Below are 14,840 nucleotides of genomic sequence, written 5' to 3' on the forward strand. Positions count from 1 at the left end.
GTGGCCAGGCGGCCGCCCCGGGCCGGACCGGGATGTAGCGGCCCGCCGAGTGGGGTGGGCCGCTACATGGAGAAGGCTCGGTGGTTCAGGTGGTGGGCTTCATGCGGAGTTCGGCCAGTGCGATGCCGACCGTGGCGCAGGAGCCGGAGCAGAACGTGCGGGGCGGGACGGTGGAGCCCTGGACGTGGATGCGGACCCAGCCGAGGCGCTGGACGGTACGTCCGGCGCATTCCTGTCCGCACCCGTCGGTCGGGCAGTCGCCCGGCGGGAGGATCGGGCGGCCGGGCTGCGATCCGGTGCCGCTGTGCACGAACTGGCCGCCGTGCCACTGCTTCTGCTTCTCGCTGCGCTTGGTGACCGGCTTGCTCTTGCGCTGGTGCTCCCGCACCGCAGCGAGGCAGCCGCATTCCTCGGTCGCCTGGATTTTGCGGTAGGTGTGCTGCCGGTAGCCGCGCATCGAGCCGTGCTCGATTCCGGCTTCCTGTCCGATGACGCTCACCGCGTCCTGCCTTTCGTGGTGGTGATGCGGGGGTGGGTGATGGTGCTCGTGGTGTTGGTCACGAGGTGCGCTCGGCGAGCACACGGGCCCGGTGCCACTGCCGGTGTCATGTCTCGCCAGCGGCCTGGCGCTGCTCGAACGCTTCGAAGAGCTCGCCCAGTTCGCTGGGGTCGGTCGCGATGCCCACCCAGGCGCCGTTCTCGGTCCACACCGGCACGGCCGTGGTGTCGGCGTCGTGCCAGCAGATGTACGGCCCGTACCGCTCCATGACGGCGGTGCCAACGGTCTCCGGGGCGCCCATGAACGGGGCGCTCGCGAGGACTTCGACGGCGGTGACGACCAGCCACATCGGCTCGTCAGGCCTGCGGGGCAGCCGCAAGTGGCCGGTGACGCGCAGATGGTCGCCAGGGACCAGGTCGAGTACGGCGTGTGCCATGACCGGGTCGGTGACACTGCACGGCAAGATCATCTCGTCAGCCATCTCGTCCGTGGGGGAGACGATGACGCGGAAACGGCCCGCGGCCCCGTGCAGGCCGGGCACGGTCTCGTCGTCCAGGTAGCCGTCCAGGACTATCGGATCGGTCATGGCGGTCACCTCCGGCCGGGGGCGTCGGGGCGGGCCCAGCACCACTGGTCCAGCGCGTAGGCGTTCAGGGCGTACAGCGGGATCGTGTGCCGCTGCCCGTGCTCGTCCTCCACGCGCAGCCGGTCGCTGTCCCGCCGGATGATGAGGAGCAGTCCGGGGGCAGGGTCGGTGCTCTCGGGGCGCAGGGCCCATGCCTGGCCGGGCTCGGCGAGCAGGAACGGATCGCCCGCCAGGACGCCCTCACAGACGAGCCGGTACGCGACAGATTCCGGGAGCAGGTCCTGGACCATGAGGTCGCGGACCAGGCTGTTGATGAACTGGGCGGCGTGCTCGGGGCCTATGAGGCGGTCCAGGGGGACTACGGAGGGCTGCATGGTGAAGGGCTCCTTGAACATGCGAAAGTGAGAGAGCCCCGGGGGTGTCCGGCTGGCGACATGGCCAGTGACGGAGCGGACTGCCCCGGGGCGTTGCCGTGCCCGGTGCCGCCCCGGTCGTAGGGCGGTCGTCCCGAAGGCACGTGGGAGTCAGGTGCGGGTCACGGCCGGAGGCCGGGCAGCTGCTGGAGGACCTGGTCCACGAGATGCTGCGACGGCTTCCAGGCCGACAGGGCGCCGATCGCGGGGACGGGCAGAGGCAGTTCGCGGACGTCGTCGAGGACCAGGTGGTGGACCTCGCGCTGCGCCCACGGGCTGGTGCACTGCTCGGGCCCGCGGTCCGGGTGGCAGTCGACCAGGCGGGCGACGCCGATGACCGCTCCGAGGTGGAGATCGCGGCCTCGGAGCGCGGTTGCGACCAGAGGGTCGCGCAGCGCCAGCCGGTCCAGCTGCTTGCCGCTGTGCAGGAGGACCCAGCCGCGCCAGGGCCAGGCGACGGGCCTGTTCTCCACGCGTTTGTCGGCGAGGATGCAGGTGGCCCAGGGCTGGCGGATGGTGATGCCACGGATCCAGTCGCCCTCGGGCAGCGTCACGGCGCTCATGCGGCCCGCCCCCACACCGCCGTGCCCGGCCTGCCCTCCCGGCGGCCGTTGACGGACGGCACCGTGCGGTGCTGCGCCGTCGCGAGGACCGCACGGCCCGTGTGCTTGCCGTCGTACAGGGCGGCGTCGGCGGCCCTCTGCAACGCGGTCAGGTCGCGGGTGGCGAGGACGCCGGTGGCCGCGGCGCCGACCGAGGCGGCGACGTCGACGGTGCGGCCGTCCTCGAGGACGACGGGGGTGTGCAGCATCCGGACCAGCTGCGCGAGGCGCTGCTCCAGGCGCGCGGCGGTCACCTGGACGACGACGGCGAACTCATCGCCTCCGAGGCGGCCGACGGACGCCCGCGGGCCCGCCCACGCGGTGAGCCTCGCGCCGAACGCGGCGAGGACCGCGTCCCCAGCCGCATGACCGAACCGGTCGTTGATCTCCTTGAACCTGTCGGCGTCGACCATGACCACGGCCAGGTCGTCGCGGCGGGCCAGGAGCCGGCGGGCGCGGGCGGTGTAGGCGTCGCGGAGCAACAGCCCGGTCAGCGGGTCCTTCTCCTTGGCGGCGATCTGCTTGTACAGGGTGACGGCGTGGACCGCCCAGCCGGTCAGCGGAACGGCTGCGGCGGTGATCAGGAGGGTGCGCGGGCCAAACCGGCCCGTTGTGTGCAGGACGGAGTCCATACTGAGGATCTCCCTCTCGTCTTGTACGGGATGGATGGACCCGGGGCGGCCGTCGGCCGGCAAGCAGGGCGGCTGCCCCGGGGCGTCACTTCTTCGTCTGGGCGAGCGAGTCGCTGACGTTGTCGTACTCGCCGCTTCCCGGCTCGTGCAGAATGCGGCCACCAGTACCGGGCAGGCGCGTCAGCGGGTGCGGGCGCAGGTCGTTTCCGAACCGGTCCGTCATCAGGTTCTGGAGCTGGTCCAGTTGGCCAGCGAACTCGGCACGCTCATTCGGCGGCATTTCGGAGACGATGCGTTCGGCCTCCTCCTGGTCATCGTTGAGAATCGCGTACAGGGCAGCGGTCTCCGCGAAGGCGGTGACTGCGGGTCCACGCATGAGGTTTCTCCAGTGGGTTGGTGTCTGACGGGACACCGCGACCGCCCCGGCCTCCGTCGTGCGGGAGACCGGGGCGGCACGGAGAGGCGTCAGGCGAGAGCCGGAGCAGGGGTGTCGAGTCGGGAACCGAGCAGCAGCGCCCGGACCGACTTCTCGTAGTCGCCGTTGCGGACCCGGTCGTGCATGAGCTGACCGGCGGCCAGGCAGCGGGCCCGCAGACGGATCGCGGCCAAGGCCTCGGTGTCGGCGCCTGCGCTGGTCGCCGCCTGCGTGGCGGCAGTGTCGGCGAGCTGGTTGGCCGCCTGGAGGGCGGCCTCGCGCCGGGAGTACTGCGCCCGGTAGTACGCCCACCAGTCCAGAGCGTGGGTGTTGTTCACCCGCTTCTCCCACGCCGTGTACGTGCGGCGGGTGCCCTCGGGGTCGGCGGCCCACTGCGCGGCCCACTGCCGGGCGAGGTCAGGCAGCTGGGCGAGGACCGCCAGGACCTGCACGCCGCGGTGCCCGAACGCACGCCACGCCTCGGTCTCCTCCACGACGCGGATCTGCTGGGACATCAGCCAGTACGGGTAGTTGTCGCCACCCCAGTTGCCGGTCTCCCCGAGCGGCTCCACGATCCACAGCCGCACCGGCCAGCCCTCCTCGATGCGCTCCAGGATCTCGCCGGGCCGGGTGTACATGTGGAAGTACGAGAACGGCTTGTCGGTGTACCACTTCTGGCCTGGGCTGGGGTGGTCGACGACCTGGCCGACGCGGTCGGCGAGGTTGACGGTCGGGACGGTCTCGCCGTGCTCGCGGGCGTACCGGGCGAGGTACTCGTCGGTGGGCGGGACGGTGCCGTCGGGCCGGGTCGCCATGTAGTGGACGGTGGGCCGGGCGCTGCGTGCCATGAGGAACTTCCTTTTCAGTAGTCGAGCCGGATGGTGATCGGGGTGCGCGGGTCGCCCGCGCGGGTGTGGACGGTGCGGCGGTGCGTGGCGAGGTCGGCGGCACCGCCCTGGATCGGGTGGGGCCCGTCGGCGGCGCGGCTCACTCGCGGACCGCGTCCGCGTACTGCTCTTCCAGGGGGGGGGGCGACCCTCGGGGTCGTCGTCCTCATCGTCGTACTGGATGTCGGCGGCCTCCTGGTCGACGTCGTCGAGGCCACCGTGGACGGTGCAGACCGCGTCCGGGTGCGACCCGGTGGTGCTGGTGTGCGTGTTCAGCAGGTCGGTGACCGAGAAGACCGGCTGCCACGCGGGGGCATCGCAGTCGTCGTCGTACGGGCAGGCAACCAGCAGGTCGAACCCGAGGTCGCCTTCGCCGTCGACGTCGGTGCGCAGGGCGAGGACCATGCGGTCGGGCCCGAGGCGGATGTCACCGACGCGGTCGCCGCCGGCGAGCGGGGAGTTGTCGCGCCACTGCCACAGCGGCATCATGTCCGCGCCGAAGAAGCGGCGGACCAGGAGCAGGTCGCCCAGGCCGTCGCCGCCGTCCCAGCCGAGATCCGCGCGGCGGTTGTCGCTGGCGCGCTGGAGCAGCGGCTGAAGGCGGTGGATGTTGTCGGCGAAGACGACGTGGTCGAAGCCTTCGCCACGCAGGCCGGGGAAGGCGGCGACGGCTTCGGCGTGCTGGCGGCGTACGACGCTCTCGGGCACGGCGCGTCCCGGGCCCCGGTCGGCCTGGCGGTCGACGCACACCTCGGCCGGGGTGGAGACCAGCAACGCGACGGTGGGCACGCCGTAGGAGCGGGCGACCTGCAGAAGGCCGGCCCTCACACGTGCCTCGGTGGAAGTGGCGTCGATGACGGTCGTCAACTTCCGGGCGAGGCGGGCCTCCAGCACGGTGTGCAGAACGTTGACCGCTGACAGGGTGGCCGACTGGTCCCCGGCACAGTCGGAGACCATCGCCCTGAACCGGTCGAGCTCCAGAACCTGCGTGGTGGGCCAGGTGCTCGCCCAGGTCGACTTGCCACTCCCCGCCGCCCCGATCAGGACGATCAGCGCCGGGTCGGGGATGGTCGTGTCGAGGGGCTGCATGGTGCCTTCGAAGGTGGTCTTCACGGGCGTTCTCCTTGCGGGTGGAGGGTGCAGGTGGCCAGGTGCAGACGCATCCCGGCGGAGTCGGCGACGAAGGCCGCGGCCTCTTCGATCGCGCAGGCGGCGAACTCGGCGTCCTCGCCGTCCAGCGGCGTGAGCGCGGCGGCGCGCGAAGCCTTGGTGAGCAGTTGGTTGAGCGAGCCGAGGATTCCGCCCTCGGGGTCGGCCTCGTCGAACAGCTCGCGCAGCGTCTCGGCGAGGAACTCGGCGTCGAGGGGACCGCCGAGTTCGTCCTCGATCTGCTGGAGGGCGTGCTTGGCGGTGCCGGCGGAGGTCCGGACGCGGTCCATGCAGGTGCGGGTCACCGGCGGGCGCCGGGGCGGGTGGTGAGCCAGACGGTGACGGCGGCGGCGCCGACGCCGATCGCGCGGTGCAGTGCCGCGTCCAGCTCCATCCACGCACTGCCCGGCCCGGTGAGCTCGGAGGTGGCCTTGCCGTCGTCGTCGACGCGGGTGGCCTTGCAGTGCTCGATGTAGCCAGTCTTCTTGGTCTTCTTCGCCAGCCACAGCAGAGCGGCGCCGCGGTCGATCGCGGCGTGTGTCCCGGCGTTGATGGCCGCGCCGGCGAGCAGCGCGGCCGGTGTGACGCGGTAGCCGAACGCGCGGGTGATCGCGACGGTCGCCCCAAGCTGCACGGCGGTGTACGAGGCAACGTGGCAGGCCACGGCACGCCTGCCGAGCGTGGTGGTGGCCATGGTCGGGCGGGTGGAGTCCGGGGCGGCGGGGGAGCCGTCGGCGTGGACCAGGTCCTCGCCGTACAGCCGCTTCCGCGAGGCCGTCTTGCTGCCCTGAACCCAGTGATCACAAGCAGGGTGGAGCTCACCGAAGGTGGCCAGCAGGGTGCCGAACAGGGCGAGACGCTCGGTGGTGAGGTGACGGGGCATGCTGAAGGTCTCCTGATCTCGATTCGGGTGAAGGGAGCGGGGCGGTCGGCCTCATGTGCCGATGCTGCGGCCGCGCCTGGATATGTCGTCGGCCCCGGCCATCTGGCCGGGGCCGCGCTGTGTGGCAGATGTTTTCGTCAGCGGTCGACGACGGGGCGGTGCAGGTCGCGGTGGGTGACGGTGCTGCTGACGCCGTGCTCGCGCAGCGCGTCGGCGAGGTCGAGAGCGACGCTGCCCGCGCGGTGCCGGCCTCCGGCGCATCCCGTGGCGACCGTGACCGGGTGCCGGTGGGCGCTAGGGCCGGACCGGTAGGCGAGGACGGCGCCGGTGAGCATCGCGACCAGGTCGGTGATGCCCGGGGTGTTGCGCACTGCCGTACGGACGGCGTGCCGGTGGTGGCCTTTCGTTGTGTGTCGGAACGGCGGTTTGCCGTGGGCCTCCTGCTCCGGGAAGGCCGACGGGAGGAAACGCGGCCCGCACGTCAGCTCCCGTCGGTGCTGTTCGTCCAGCCGTGCCCGTTCGTGCACGTGAAGGTGTGGTTGGACAGCAGTTGGAAGTCGCCGCGGTCCTCCCAGGCGTGCGTGCCCTCCACCGGGGGCTCACCGCACCGCCAGCACGCCTCCCGGCCCGCCAGCTCGTACGACGCCAGTGGCCGAGGCTCGGTCGACCGCGACACCCGCGGCGGCACCGAGCGAGTCGGTTTCCGGGCCAGGAGCGCGGCCACGTGATCCACCGGGGCCGGAGGCGAGTACACCGTGTCCGGTGCGGCCCATCTCCTGATCCGGCCCGACCAGCGCCACATCCATCCGCCGCACAGCGGAGCTGAGGCGGCACAGACTCCGAGGCCGACCACCAGTGCCATGGCGGCGGCCATCCACAGCGGCAGATCCATCGCGCCGTACGCGACGATGCTGAACACCACCGCGCACACCCACGCGATCACCACGTCGGCGTTGAACACGACGATCGCCAGGGCTAACGCGACCGCCCGCTGGGCCTCGCCCAGCAACCGTCCCTTCTCTCGCGTCACCCCGCTCACCTGACGATCATGTTGCCGTGGCCGTTGACCATGTGGTCCACGCACGGCTTGCAGTCCTGACGGGGACCAAGGCCCTTGTGCACCGAGCGGTCGTAGGCGTGGCGCCAGCACTGCTGGCACTGACCCCTGGGCGGATTGTTCGCGCGGTCTCTTGCCATGACGGCTCCTTCCTTCACGAGCCCGGGACGGTCCCGAACCCTCTTGCCGGCGCCCACATCGAGGCGGCGTGTACGTGTTCGGGGTGGGTGGTTCTTCGCGGTTGCTGGGGGCGCCCCGTGGTGCCTTCGCCCCCGGCCGGTCTTCGGCCGGGGGCGGCGGTGTTCAGAACGGCGGCTCGTCGTAGATACGGGTCTGGATCGGCAGGAGCTGGACGCGTAGCTCGCGCCGGTCGGACCAGCAGCCGCACGCCTCCATCTCCGGGAAGGCGCCGCCGGTCCACCAGCTGCCCGCGCCCCGGCAGTCGGGGCAGGAGCGGCGGGCGACCGGCGAGAGGTTGATGCGGTGGCGGTCGGCGTAGAGCTTGAGGTGGCTGGCCTTGAGCACGGCGGCGGCCGTCGCTGCGGCGAGTGGGACGGCGGCGGCGAGTAGCAGGGCAGCACGCAGGTGGCGGGCGGTCACGTCAGCAGGCCTGGGCGGCCGCAAGGATCTGAGCGTGGGTCGAACGCGAGGTCGGGGAGTGCGCTCAAGGGCCACCAGCGGGCGGCGGTGGCATCGTCCCCTGCCGTCGGCGGGACGGGCGCGGGCAGGGTGGCCGTGTAGGCGACGCTGACGTACCGGCCGCGCGGGTCACGGCCGGGGGCGTCGAAGGCACCCACCTGCCGCAGGGCGGCGACCGGGATGGCAATGCCGGCCTCCTCCTCCAACTCGCGCGCGGCGGCGGCCAGGCTGGTCTCCCCGCCGTCAACGTGACCTCCCGGCAAAGCCCAGGAGTTCTTGTAAGGGGCCCAGCCCCGCTCGATCAGCAGGACGCGGCCAGCAGCGAGCAGGACGACGTCCGCGGTGTAGCGAATCGTCTCGTCGGTGGTGGTGTTGGTCATGGACTGGTTTCCTCTTCGTGTCAGGCGGCCAGCAGGTGCTTGGCCAGGGGAGTGATGTAGGTGGCGGGGTCGGCGGGCGTGCCGTCGAAGCACTCCACGCAGCTTCTTGGAGAGGCAGAAAAAGAACCGCCTTCGCAGTCCCCGCAGGTCTGGCGAGCTGCCATGGCCCGGTCCAGGGCCCATTCCTGGGCGCGTCGGGACGCGCTTGGGCTTCGCCAGGTCGACCCGGAGCAGGAAGCCACGGGTGGGGTGGTTGCACGACCACTGCGGCCGGTACGAGCACCACTTGCAGCGCAGGATGGCGACCGGACCGTCGTTGCCGCCGGGGCTGAGGCCCATGTCCCTCAGCTGGCGTCGCGTGACGAGTCCTTCGGGGACTGCGCCGCGATCGAACTCCGGCAGGAACGCCTCCGAGCGGGGCACGCGCTTGATCTCGCGGCGCCGCTTCCTGCGCCTCCTGGGCATCAGCGGCTCCAGGCACCGGGCAGACGGTCGGGGCGGTGCGGGTAGCGGGGGCCGGGGCGCTGCGGGCGGGGCCGGCCGATGCGGCGGCGCGGGCGAGGGGTGAGCACGAGTTGTCCTCCAGCAGGTGTGATGGCGGGCAGTGCTGCGCCCCGTCGACGGACGGTTCCGTCTACGGGGCGTGAGGTGAAGGTGGTGGCCGGTCGGCCTGTCCGGTCACCGGGACCGGCCGCCTCCGAAGTACGGGGGCGGTCCGGTGCCGGTGGCCAGGCGGGGCGGTCGGTGCCGTAGTCAGAGGGCGGCGGTGACGAGAAGGAGGGCGAGGGCGGCCGTCCCTCCGAGCAGGAGGGTGGCGCCGGCGCTGGCCCACCAGTAGTGGCCCATGGTCTTGATGTCGCGGAGGTCGCTGAGCGCGTCCGCGATGCGGGCGTGGAGCGCGGCCAGTGGGGGCAGGGCGGCGTACCAGCGGCCCAGGCGGTCTATCTGGCCGGCCATTTCGTCGTCGGGGAAGTGCCCGCCGTGGAGGGTCTGGCGGTGGGCCTCGCCCACGGCGGCCACGGCCTCGATCGCGTGGACGACGGGGCTGGAGGTGCGGCAGACGGTGCAGCGGTAGCGGTATCGGCGCACGGTGGTCGGTCTCCCGAGGGGTGGGTGGTGTTCGGGCAGGGAACAGCGACGCCCCGCCCGGAAGGGGTCCGGGCGGGGCGCGATGTCGAGCTGGCTGGGTCGGTTCTCCGCATTGTGGGCGGAGGAGGCGGTCAGGTGTTGATCTGCCTGCGGACGTCTGCGACACGGCGGAGGATCTCGTGGGCCATGTCGGTGATCGTCTGGAGCTGCCTGTCGATGTCGGCCGGGTCCGACCCGGTGAACGAGAACGAGCGGCCGTCGTCGCGGTCCGGCTGCGTGCCGGTGAAGGCGAACGACCGGTCGTCACGGTCCGGCTCGGGGTTGGTGAACGAGAACGACACGGGCAGCTCCAACCGGGTCAGATGTTCATGTGGTGGGCGCGCCGGATGGCGGCCTCCCACACGCTACGCACCTGCGCTCCGGTGTGGGAGTCGTTCCAGGAGGGGATCGACTCCCACTTCTTGCCGTGCTGACGACGGGCCTCGTCCAGGAGGAGATTCCCAGCCTCGCAGTAGGCAGCGTTGCGGGCGCCGGCCGCGGCGCGCAGCGCGCCGATGGAGCAGCGGGCGCCCTCGTGGTGGATGAGGGTGCGCCTGGCCCAGCCGTGGGTGTCGAGGAAGGCGAGCGCGTCGGTGAGGGTCTTCTCCACCGGGCCGGTCAGGCGCACCGGCGGGGCGGCGGCGAGGTTGGAGGGAACGGGAGCAGGAGCCGCGGGAGCCGCGGGGGCGGCGGGTTCCGGGGTCGGGTCGAGGAGCTGGAATGCCTTCGCGTACAAGTCGGCGTCGATAGGAGTGAAGTCGGCTTCGGTACGGGTGTTCATGCTGCCCTCCACAGGCCGTTCTCGTTGGTGACCTCGTCCCGCTTCTTCAGCTCGGACAGGCGCGGCTTGATGTTCTTGGCGGATGTGCCCAGCTTTCGGGCGATGGTTTCGGCGGTCATCGGAATGGACTGCTCCCGCAGGAGCTCGAGGATGCGCGGCTTGATCAGCTCCTGTCCGTCAGTCGCCCCTGCGGCTACGCCAGGACCGCCGGGCCTGCTGGGGCCGGCGGTCGTGTGGGGCCCGCCGGCGTTGTGGTGGGGCGCCTCCTGCGACGCACCCTCGGCTGCGGCAAGGAGGTCGGCAAGGCTGCCGATCAGGTTCTTGCCGCGCTTGTCGACCATGAGGGTCTGGGAGATCGCGTCGCGCTCCCGCCAGGCGTCGCAGTCCTCGATCCCGACCGGCGGCCCGCCTCCGGCGAGGGAGACGGGCGGCACGTCCAGGTGCAGGGAGCGGAACTGGACGGCCTGGGAGCCGGGGGTGAGGAGGTAGCCCAGGCCGAAGGTGCCGTCCTCGGGGGCGGCAGCGGCCTCGGTGGCCAGGCCGCTCATGTCCCGGTCGGCGACCTTGGCGTACTGGCCCGGCCACTGCGAGGGGATCATCGACAGGTCGAGGCCCTCCGCGCCCTCCACCGCGTTCGCGCCGACCAGGGAACCCTGGCCACGCGCGCAGCGCAGGAACACCGCGCCGCCGCCGATCAGGAGCTGGGAGCGGATGACGGTGGAGTTGCCGAGGTCTTCGGCCAGCGGGGTCTGGGTGGCCAGGACCACGCCGATGCCCCGCTTGAGGGAGCGGCGGGTCAGCTGCTCTACGATCGCCTTCGCCTCCAGGTGGTACGGGGAGGAGGCCGACAGCAGCATGTGGGCCTCGTCGATGACGACCAGGACCAGCGGGTCGGTGAAGGGGAAGGCGGGGGAGCGGTAGCGGGCCTCGCGGTCGAGCATCATCGCGTAGGCCAGGCGCAGCGCGCCCATCGCCTCGTCCAGGCCGTCCCCGAGGTATGCGGACAGCGGGGCCCCGGCGATGGTCCCGGCCTGCGGGGAGGCGAGGATCACCGCGATGCCGGAGCGGTGGGCGGAGAGCAGGATCTGCTCCAGCAGTCCGGACTTGCCCGACCGCGACCCGCCGACGAGGTAGAGGTGGCGGGCGCCGGAGCCGGGCTGCGCCAGTGGCAGAAGGGCGGCCCGGCCGTCGACGTAGGTGCCGGCGCGGACGTAGCCGCGGGAGTCCATCGACAACTCGCCCACGACCGAGGAGAGCATCGTGCCGTGCATCAGGGCGTGTTCCCTCATCACCCGGATACCCATCTGCGAGGGCTTGTCGCCGGGGGCGAGGGCGATCTGGATCGTCTCCAGGTCCAAATTGCCTGCGAGGTCCTGGAGGTTGACGGTCCCGATCGCCCTGCGGTCGCGGGTGGCGATCCCCTCCCAGTCCAGCGGCCCGTCGTAGCGGGTGAGGGTCAGGGTGGTGCCGGGCATCGCACCTTCCGGCACACCGACGTACGCGGCCCACATCTCCTCGGGAGCCGTCGGGGTGCCGGCCACGATCTGCGGCTGCGCCGTCGGCACCTTCAGGTGGACGGTGACGGGCAGGGCGTTGGGCGCGTAGTGCTTGGGGTCTCCCAGCTCGATCTGGGAGACGGGGATCTGGTAGACGGCGGCGATGTCGGCGGCCTTCACCCGCACCTGCTGCCCCTGGGGAAGGGTGATGATCCCGGTGAACGCGACGTGGTCGTCGTCGGCCTCGAGGGCGAGGTGCTCCAGGTTGGCCCCGGCCTGGATGAGCTTGCGGTCCTCGGTCTGGGTGGGGCCGGAGATGAACTCCTTCCACCAGGCGGTGATGAGCTGTGCCTGCGACGTCAGCCCGGCCGCCGCAGCCGTGCCCGTGGTCGCGGGTGTGAGGGCGGGGGTGTGGCCGGCGATGTTGCGGTGGTGGGCCAGGGCGGCGGCCCCGGCCGGAGCCGCGAGCCCGAGGGCGAACAGCGGGTTCCCGCCCGCGGCGAGGACCTCGTGCGCGGCGATGCCGCACCCGGTGGCCGTGAACCCGCACGCGATCAGAGACCGCAGAACGGGGGCGGAGGTGTTGATGGCCCACGCCCCTGCTCCGGCCGCCGCGGCGGCGAGGGCGGACCAGGGGCCGGCCACGAGAGGCACCACCGCGAGCGCGGCGGGTGCGTACTGGATGAACTGTGCTCGGGTCGGCCCCACGGTCCTGATCTCCTGTCAGCTCTGGGTGTAGAAGGCGGCTTCGGCCATGTCGACGGGGGAGGTATCGACCGCGTCGGCGATCCCTCCGTGGTCGTTCTCGGTGGTGCTCTTCGCGTCGTCGGCGGCTGCGGAGGCGCTGTCGGCGGCGGAGGTGTAGGCGCCGGCCGCGTCCTTGACGCCGGTCATGGTCAGCGCGGCGTCGGCGAACTCGGCGGTGGTCGCGTCGTCGACGGCCAGCGCCTTCATCGTTTCGGAGGCGTCCAGCATCTGCTCGGCGGCGTCGTCGACATCGGAGGCGAGCGTGGTGACGGTCTGGGCGTGCGCGTGGACCTTGTGCGTGAGCCAGGCCAGCTTGGTGCGCAGGGCCGCGTAGGTCGCGGCGTCCTTCAGGCTCTCGGTGACGCTCATGTAGGGCCTCTCCTCTTCTATCGGGCGTTGTAGAAGTCGCGCTCGGCGGGCTTGGTCAGGGGGGAGTCGGCGACAGCCCGAAAGATCGGCCCGTGGCGGAGCTCCGCGTTCGCGGACGCGGTGCGGCAGGCTTCCTCGCCGCCCTGGATTTTGTCGTGGAGCTCCTTGGCGGCGGCAGCCTGGAGGTCGAGCTGCTCCTTGAGCACCTCGCACTTGCCGATCAGGTTCGCGCCGACGCCCTTCGCGGTGATCTCGGCGATGAGCGTGTCGCAGTCCGAGGCCAGCTCCGTGGCCTCGTCGGTGAGGTCCAGGCAGGTCTCGGTGCTGGACTGGCACAGGGTGGCCGAGCCCTCGGCGAGGTCGATGACCTGGGTGAGGTTCATGACCTCACCGCCGCTGTAGGTGCGGGACTTACCTGCGGCGGTCGTGACGTGGATGCCCTTGTCGTCGACGGTCGCGGAGTGCGGTACGGGCGGGTTGGGCTGCATCGCGGGGTCCTTCCGGATGTGGTCGGGCAGCGGGACGGTGCGGGGCGGCGGGACGGTGCCCGCCGGGGGAACTGCAGACCCCGGCGGCGCTCCCGCTGTCGGCGGCGGTGGGGCCGTCGGCGGGGGTGGGGCCGTCGGCGGCGGGGTCGTCGTCGGCGGGGGTGCGGACGGGGGTGGGGGAGCCGTCGGCGGGGCCGGGGGGGTGCTGGGCTTGGGCGGCGCGGTGGCCGCAGAAGGCCCCGGAGTGGGCCCGGCGGAGGTCGAACCGGAGGGCCCTGGAGTGGGCCCGGCTGAGGTGGAACCGGAAGGCTTACCGCTCGGCTTTTTGAGGTAGGCCGAACGCCAGCCGTCCCGCAGGCCACCGGCCCAATGAGCACCCGCCAGCAGCCCGTAATGAGTTTTTGCCGCCACGTTGTACGGGGCGTTTCTGAATGTGTCCGGAGCCCGGGTCGGCTCCCATTTCTCTTTCGGCTTGGCGGGGGGTTTCTTGATTCCCGCCTGCTCGTATTTCCCGTGTGTTTTTTCCACGCCGAACAGGTAGCTGATGGCGAGGAGTACGAGAAGTTCCACGACCCTCCCTTCTGTGACTCTTTGTGGTCTCGGGTGGTTACGGGTTACCGGTTACAGGCCCGTGGGACACCGGTTCGCGCCGCCTGGCGGGCGGTTCTGGGGGTCTCCTGGGGCTGTAACCGGTAACCCGTAACCGCTGACGTGTACTCAGCGTGACGATGAGCTGATGTTGTTCACGGTCGTGTTCGCCGTGTTGAACACCGACTCCAGCGTGGTCCGGATCTGCTCACTGAACGGCGTGTACGGCAGGAAGATCCCGGAGACGATCAGCATCACGCAGATCACCATCTGCTTTCCCTTCGTCTTCTTGAAGGTGAAGAACAGGGCCCAGCAGAACAGGGCCAGGGCGAAAAACTGGAGCGTCATTTCATGCACCCTTCTCGAAGGTAAATCCCTTGTTGTTCACAGTGGCGACCGCACCCGAACCGGAGGGCACGGAAAGCTTCTTGTAGGCGATGAATCCGCCGCCCCCGATGAGCGCCACCCACAGCCACGGGCTGGAGGTGATGCCGCCGGCGCCGGAGCCGGAATCGGCGGATTCCTGGGACTTGGAAGCCGCACCGCCGAGGGTCGGGGCGTCGCAGGTGGGGATCCTCGCGACGTCGTACGAGGCCGCCTTGGCGACCGCCGCCGCGCGGAGCTTCATGCACTCGCGGTAGACGGTCATCTCCCGCTCGTACGTGACCTTGGCCGTGGCCTCCTCGGTCTGCGCCCGCTGCTTGTCGGCCTCCGCTTCGACCAGGGCGTTCGCGGCCTTCTCCTGGGCACGCGCACGCTCCTGGGCGGCCTGCTCGGCCTGCAAGCTGGTGATGGCGACGGCCGTTCCGCACACGGCGACGACGGCGATCGTGCCGCACACGGCGAGCGCCGCGGTGTTGCGGCGCATCCCGCCGACCGCGGCGGACAACCGTGAGGTCGCGGGCTTCTCCGGCTTCTCCGGCGCCTGGGGGGCCTGGTTGGCCTGGGGTGTCTGGGGTGTCTGGGGGTCCATGCGGCTGAACTCCTTGTCCCAGTCGATTCCGGACATAGGGGCTGTCTCCTCCTCGAGGCTGTGATCGCGGCCGCTCAAGCCCGCGCCTGGCAGGCCAGGGACGAGGTTCAGCGCGCGGGATGTGGGGG

The 14,840-nt window shown here is 71.4% G+C and carries 22 protein-coding genes; all 22 read right to left on the reverse strand.

Going from position 1 to position 14,840, the window contains the following annotated elements:
• Positions 1 to 85 precede the first annotated feature (85 nt).
• The 22 genes from ACFWV8_RS17565 to ACFWV8_RS17670 all read right to left on the reverse strand — a co-directional run bounded on the left by ACFWV8_RS17565 (position 86) and on the right by ACFWV8_RS17670 (position 14,748).
• Positions 86 to 499, reverse strand: coding sequence for a hypothetical protein (locus ACFWV8_RS17565; RefSeq protein WP_384202426.1), 414 nt, complete (start codon positions 497 to 499; stop codon positions 86 to 88).
• Between the two features lie 106 nt (positions 500 to 605).
• Positions 606 to 1,085: a hypothetical protein gene (locus ACFWV8_RS17570; RefSeq protein WP_384202429.1), complete on the reverse strand. Its 480-nt coding sequence runs from the start codon at positions 1,083 to 1,085 to the stop codon at positions 606 to 608.
• 5 nt (positions 1,086 to 1,090) lie between these two features.
• Positions 1,091 to 1,459 carry a hypothetical protein gene (locus tag ACFWV8_RS17575; protein ID WP_384202432.1) on the reverse strand — a complete coding sequence of 123 codons (369 nt, stop codon included), beginning with the start codon at positions 1,457 to 1,459 and terminating at the stop codon, positions 1,091 to 1,093.
• A 161-nt stretch (positions 1,460 to 1,620) separates the two neighbouring features.
• On the reverse strand, positions 1,621 to 2,061 hold the full coding sequence (locus ACFWV8_RS17580) for a hypothetical protein (RefSeq protein ID WP_384202435.1): 441 nt from the start codon (positions 2,059 to 2,061) through the stop codon (positions 1,621 to 1,623).
• Positions 2,058 to 2,732 (reverse strand): GGDEF domain-containing protein, encoded by a 675-nt coding sequence (locus ACFWV8_RS17585; RefSeq protein ID WP_384202438.1) that lies wholly within the window; start codon positions 2,730 to 2,732, stop codon positions 2,058 to 2,060. The genes ACFWV8_RS17580 and ACFWV8_RS17585 overlap by 4 nt, the downstream gene beginning before the upstream one ends.
• Before the next feature lie 85 nt (positions 2,733 to 2,817).
• A complete protein-coding gene (locus tag ACFWV8_RS17590; RefSeq protein WP_384202441.1) occupies positions 2,818 to 3,108 on the reverse strand; it encodes a hypothetical protein in 291 nt (96 codons plus the stop codon).
• Positions 3,109 to 3,197: 89 nt separating this feature from the next.
• On the reverse strand, positions 3,198 to 5,147 hold the full coding sequence (locus ACFWV8_RS17595; RefSeq protein ID WP_384202444.1) for an AAA family ATPase: 1,950 nt from the start codon (positions 5,145 to 5,147) through the stop codon (positions 3,198 to 3,200).
• Positions 5,144 to 5,473 carry a hypothetical protein gene (locus ACFWV8_RS17600; RefSeq protein ID WP_384202447.1) on the reverse strand — a complete coding sequence of 110 codons (330 nt, stop codon included), beginning with the start codon at positions 5,471 to 5,473 and terminating at the stop codon, positions 5,144 to 5,146. Before ACFWV8_RS17600 ends, ACFWV8_RS17595 begins: the two co-directional genes overlap by 4 nt.
• Before the next feature lie 11 nt (positions 5,474 to 5,484).
• Positions 5,485 to 6,066, reverse strand: coding sequence for a hypothetical protein (locus tag ACFWV8_RS17605; RefSeq protein WP_384202449.1), 582 nt, complete (start codon positions 6,064 to 6,066; stop codon positions 5,485 to 5,487).
• A gap of 137 nt (positions 6,067 to 6,203) precedes the next feature.
• Positions 6,204 to 6,593, reverse strand: a complete 390-nt coding sequence (locus ACFWV8_RS17610) for an ATPase (protein WP_384202452.1) — start codon at positions 6,591 to 6,593, stop codon at positions 6,204 to 6,206.
• The gene (locus ACFWV8_RS17615; RefSeq protein WP_384202454.1) at positions 6,548 to 7,096 is read right to left on the reverse strand and encodes a hypothetical protein; all 549 of its coding nucleotides are present in this window, start codon (positions 7,094 to 7,096) and stop codon (positions 6,548 to 6,550) included. Before ACFWV8_RS17615 ends, ACFWV8_RS17610 begins: the two co-directional genes overlap by 46 nt.
• Before the next feature lie 5 nt (positions 7,097 to 7,101).
• Positions 7,102 to 7,263, reverse strand: coding sequence for a pRL2-8 (locus tag ACFWV8_RS17620; protein ID WP_384202456.1), 162 nt, complete (start codon positions 7,261 to 7,263; stop codon positions 7,102 to 7,104).
• 163 nt (positions 7,264 to 7,426) lie between these two features.
• On the reverse strand, positions 7,427 to 7,723 hold the full coding sequence (locus ACFWV8_RS17625; protein ID WP_384202459.1) for a hypothetical protein: 297 nt from the start codon (positions 7,721 to 7,723) through the stop codon (positions 7,427 to 7,429).
• On the reverse strand, positions 7,720 to 8,142 hold the full coding sequence (locus tag ACFWV8_RS17630) for an NUDIX domain-containing protein (RefSeq protein WP_384202461.1): 423 nt from the start codon (positions 8,140 to 8,142) through the stop codon (positions 7,720 to 7,722). The genes ACFWV8_RS17625 and ACFWV8_RS17630 overlap by 4 nt, the downstream gene beginning before the upstream one ends.
• Positions 8,143 to 8,895: 753 nt before the next feature.
• Positions 8,896 to 9,231 carry a hypothetical protein gene (locus ACFWV8_RS17635; protein ID WP_384202464.1) on the reverse strand — a complete coding sequence of 112 codons (336 nt, stop codon included), beginning with the start codon at positions 9,229 to 9,231 and terminating at the stop codon, positions 8,896 to 8,898.
• A 131-nt stretch (positions 9,232 to 9,362) separates the two neighbouring features.
• Positions 9,363 to 9,572 carry a hypothetical protein gene (locus tag ACFWV8_RS17640; protein WP_384202467.1) on the reverse strand — a complete coding sequence of 70 codons (210 nt, stop codon included), beginning with the start codon at positions 9,570 to 9,572 and terminating at the stop codon, positions 9,363 to 9,365.
• A 17-nt stretch (positions 9,573 to 9,589) separates the two neighbouring features.
• On the reverse strand, positions 9,590 to 10,051 hold the full coding sequence (locus ACFWV8_RS17645; RefSeq protein ID WP_384202470.1) for a hypothetical protein: 462 nt from the start codon (positions 10,049 to 10,051) through the stop codon (positions 9,590 to 9,592).
• Positions 10,048 to 12,255, reverse strand: a complete 2,208-nt coding sequence (locus ACFWV8_RS17650; protein WP_384202473.1) for a hypothetical protein — start codon at positions 12,253 to 12,255, stop codon at positions 10,048 to 10,050. The genes ACFWV8_RS17645 and ACFWV8_RS17650 overlap by 4 nt, the downstream gene beginning before the upstream one ends.
• Before the next feature lie 15 nt (positions 12,256 to 12,270).
• Complete coding sequence (locus ACFWV8_RS17655; RefSeq protein WP_384202476.1) at positions 12,271 to 12,663, reverse strand: hypothetical protein; 393 nt, start codon at positions 12,661 to 12,663, stop codon at positions 12,271 to 12,273.
• 17 nt (positions 12,664 to 12,680) lie between these two features.
• Positions 12,681 to 13,151, reverse strand: coding sequence for a hypothetical protein (locus ACFWV8_RS17660; RefSeq protein ID WP_384202479.1), 471 nt, complete (start codon positions 13,149 to 13,151; stop codon positions 12,681 to 12,683).
• A 717-nt stretch (positions 13,152 to 13,868) separates the two neighbouring features.
• A complete protein-coding gene (locus ACFWV8_RS17665) occupies positions 13,869 to 14,087 on the reverse strand; it encodes a hypothetical protein (RefSeq protein WP_384202482.1) in 219 nt (72 codons plus the stop codon).
• Position 14,088: 1 nt separating this feature from the next.
• Positions 14,089 to 14,748, reverse strand: a complete 660-nt coding sequence (locus ACFWV8_RS17670; protein WP_384202485.1) for a hypothetical protein — start codon at positions 14,746 to 14,748, stop codon at positions 14,089 to 14,091.
• Between the last annotated feature and the right edge of the window lie 92 nt (positions 14,749 to 14,840).

It is taken from the genome of Streptomyces sp. NPDC058665, from assembly GCF_042714995.1.
Classification (GTDB): domain Bacteria; phylum Actinomycetota; class Actinomycetes; order Streptomycetales; family Streptomycetaceae; genus Streptomyces.

What these genes read in the sequence shown, in the direction of transcription:
- ACFWV8_RS17575 (WP_384202432.1), bottom strand. Translation starts at nt 1,459, where the DNA reads ATGCAGCCCTCCGTAGTCCCCCTGGACCGCCTCATAGGCCCCGAGCAC.
- ACFWV8_RS17630 (WP_384202461.1), bottom strand. Translation starts at nt 8,142, where the DNA reads ATGACCAACACCACCACCGACGAGACGATTCGCTACACCGCGGACGTC.
- ACFWV8_RS17665 (WP_384202482.1), bottom strand. Translation starts at nt 14,087, where the DNA reads ATGACGCTCCAGTTTTTCGCCCTGGCCCTGTTCTGCTGGGCCCTGTTC.
- ACFWV8_RS17590 (WP_384202441.1), bottom strand. Translation starts at nt 3,108, where the DNA reads ATGCGTGGACCCGCAGTCACCGCCTTCGCGGAGACCGCTGCCCTGTAC.
- ACFWV8_RS17605 (WP_384202449.1), bottom strand. Translation starts at nt 6,066, where the DNA reads ATGCCCCGTCACCTCACCACCGAGCGTCTCGCCCTGTTCGGCACCCTG.
- ACFWV8_RS17580 (WP_384202435.1), bottom strand. Translation starts at nt 2,061, where the DNA reads ATGAGCGCCGTGACGCTGCCCGAGGGCGACTGGATCCGTGGCATCACC.
- ACFWV8_RS17670 (WP_384202485.1), bottom strand. Translation starts at nt 14,748, where the DNA reads ATGTCCGGAATCGACTGGGACAAGGAGTTCAGCCGCATGGACCCCCAG.
- ACFWV8_RS17585 (WP_384202438.1), bottom strand. Translation starts at nt 2,732, where the DNA reads ATGGACTCCGTCCTGCACACAACGGGCCGGTTTGGCCCGCGCACCCTC.
- ACFWV8_RS17660 (WP_384202479.1), bottom strand. Translation starts at nt 13,151, where the DNA reads ATGCAGCCCAACCCGCCCGTACCGCACTCCGCGACCGTCGACGACAAG.
- ACFWV8_RS17645 (WP_384202470.1), bottom strand. Translation starts at nt 10,051, where the DNA reads ATGAACACCCGTACCGAAGCCGACTTCACTCCTATCGACGCCGACTTG.
- ACFWV8_RS17655 (WP_384202476.1), bottom strand. Translation starts at nt 12,663, where the DNA reads ATGAGCGTCACCGAGAGCCTGAAGGACGCCGCGACCTACGCGGCCCTG.
- ACFWV8_RS17600 (WP_384202447.1), bottom strand. Translation starts at nt 5,473, where the DNA reads ATGGACCGCGTCCGGACCTCCGCCGGCACCGCCAAGCACGCCCTCCAG.
- ACFWV8_RS17570 (WP_384202429.1), bottom strand. Translation starts at nt 1,085, where the DNA reads ATGACCGATCCGATAGTCCTGGACGGCTACCTGGACGACGAGACCGTG.
- ACFWV8_RS17620 (WP_384202456.1), bottom strand. Translation starts at nt 7,263, where the DNA reads ATGGCAAGAGACCGCGCGAACAATCCGCCCAGGGGTCAGTGCCAGCAG.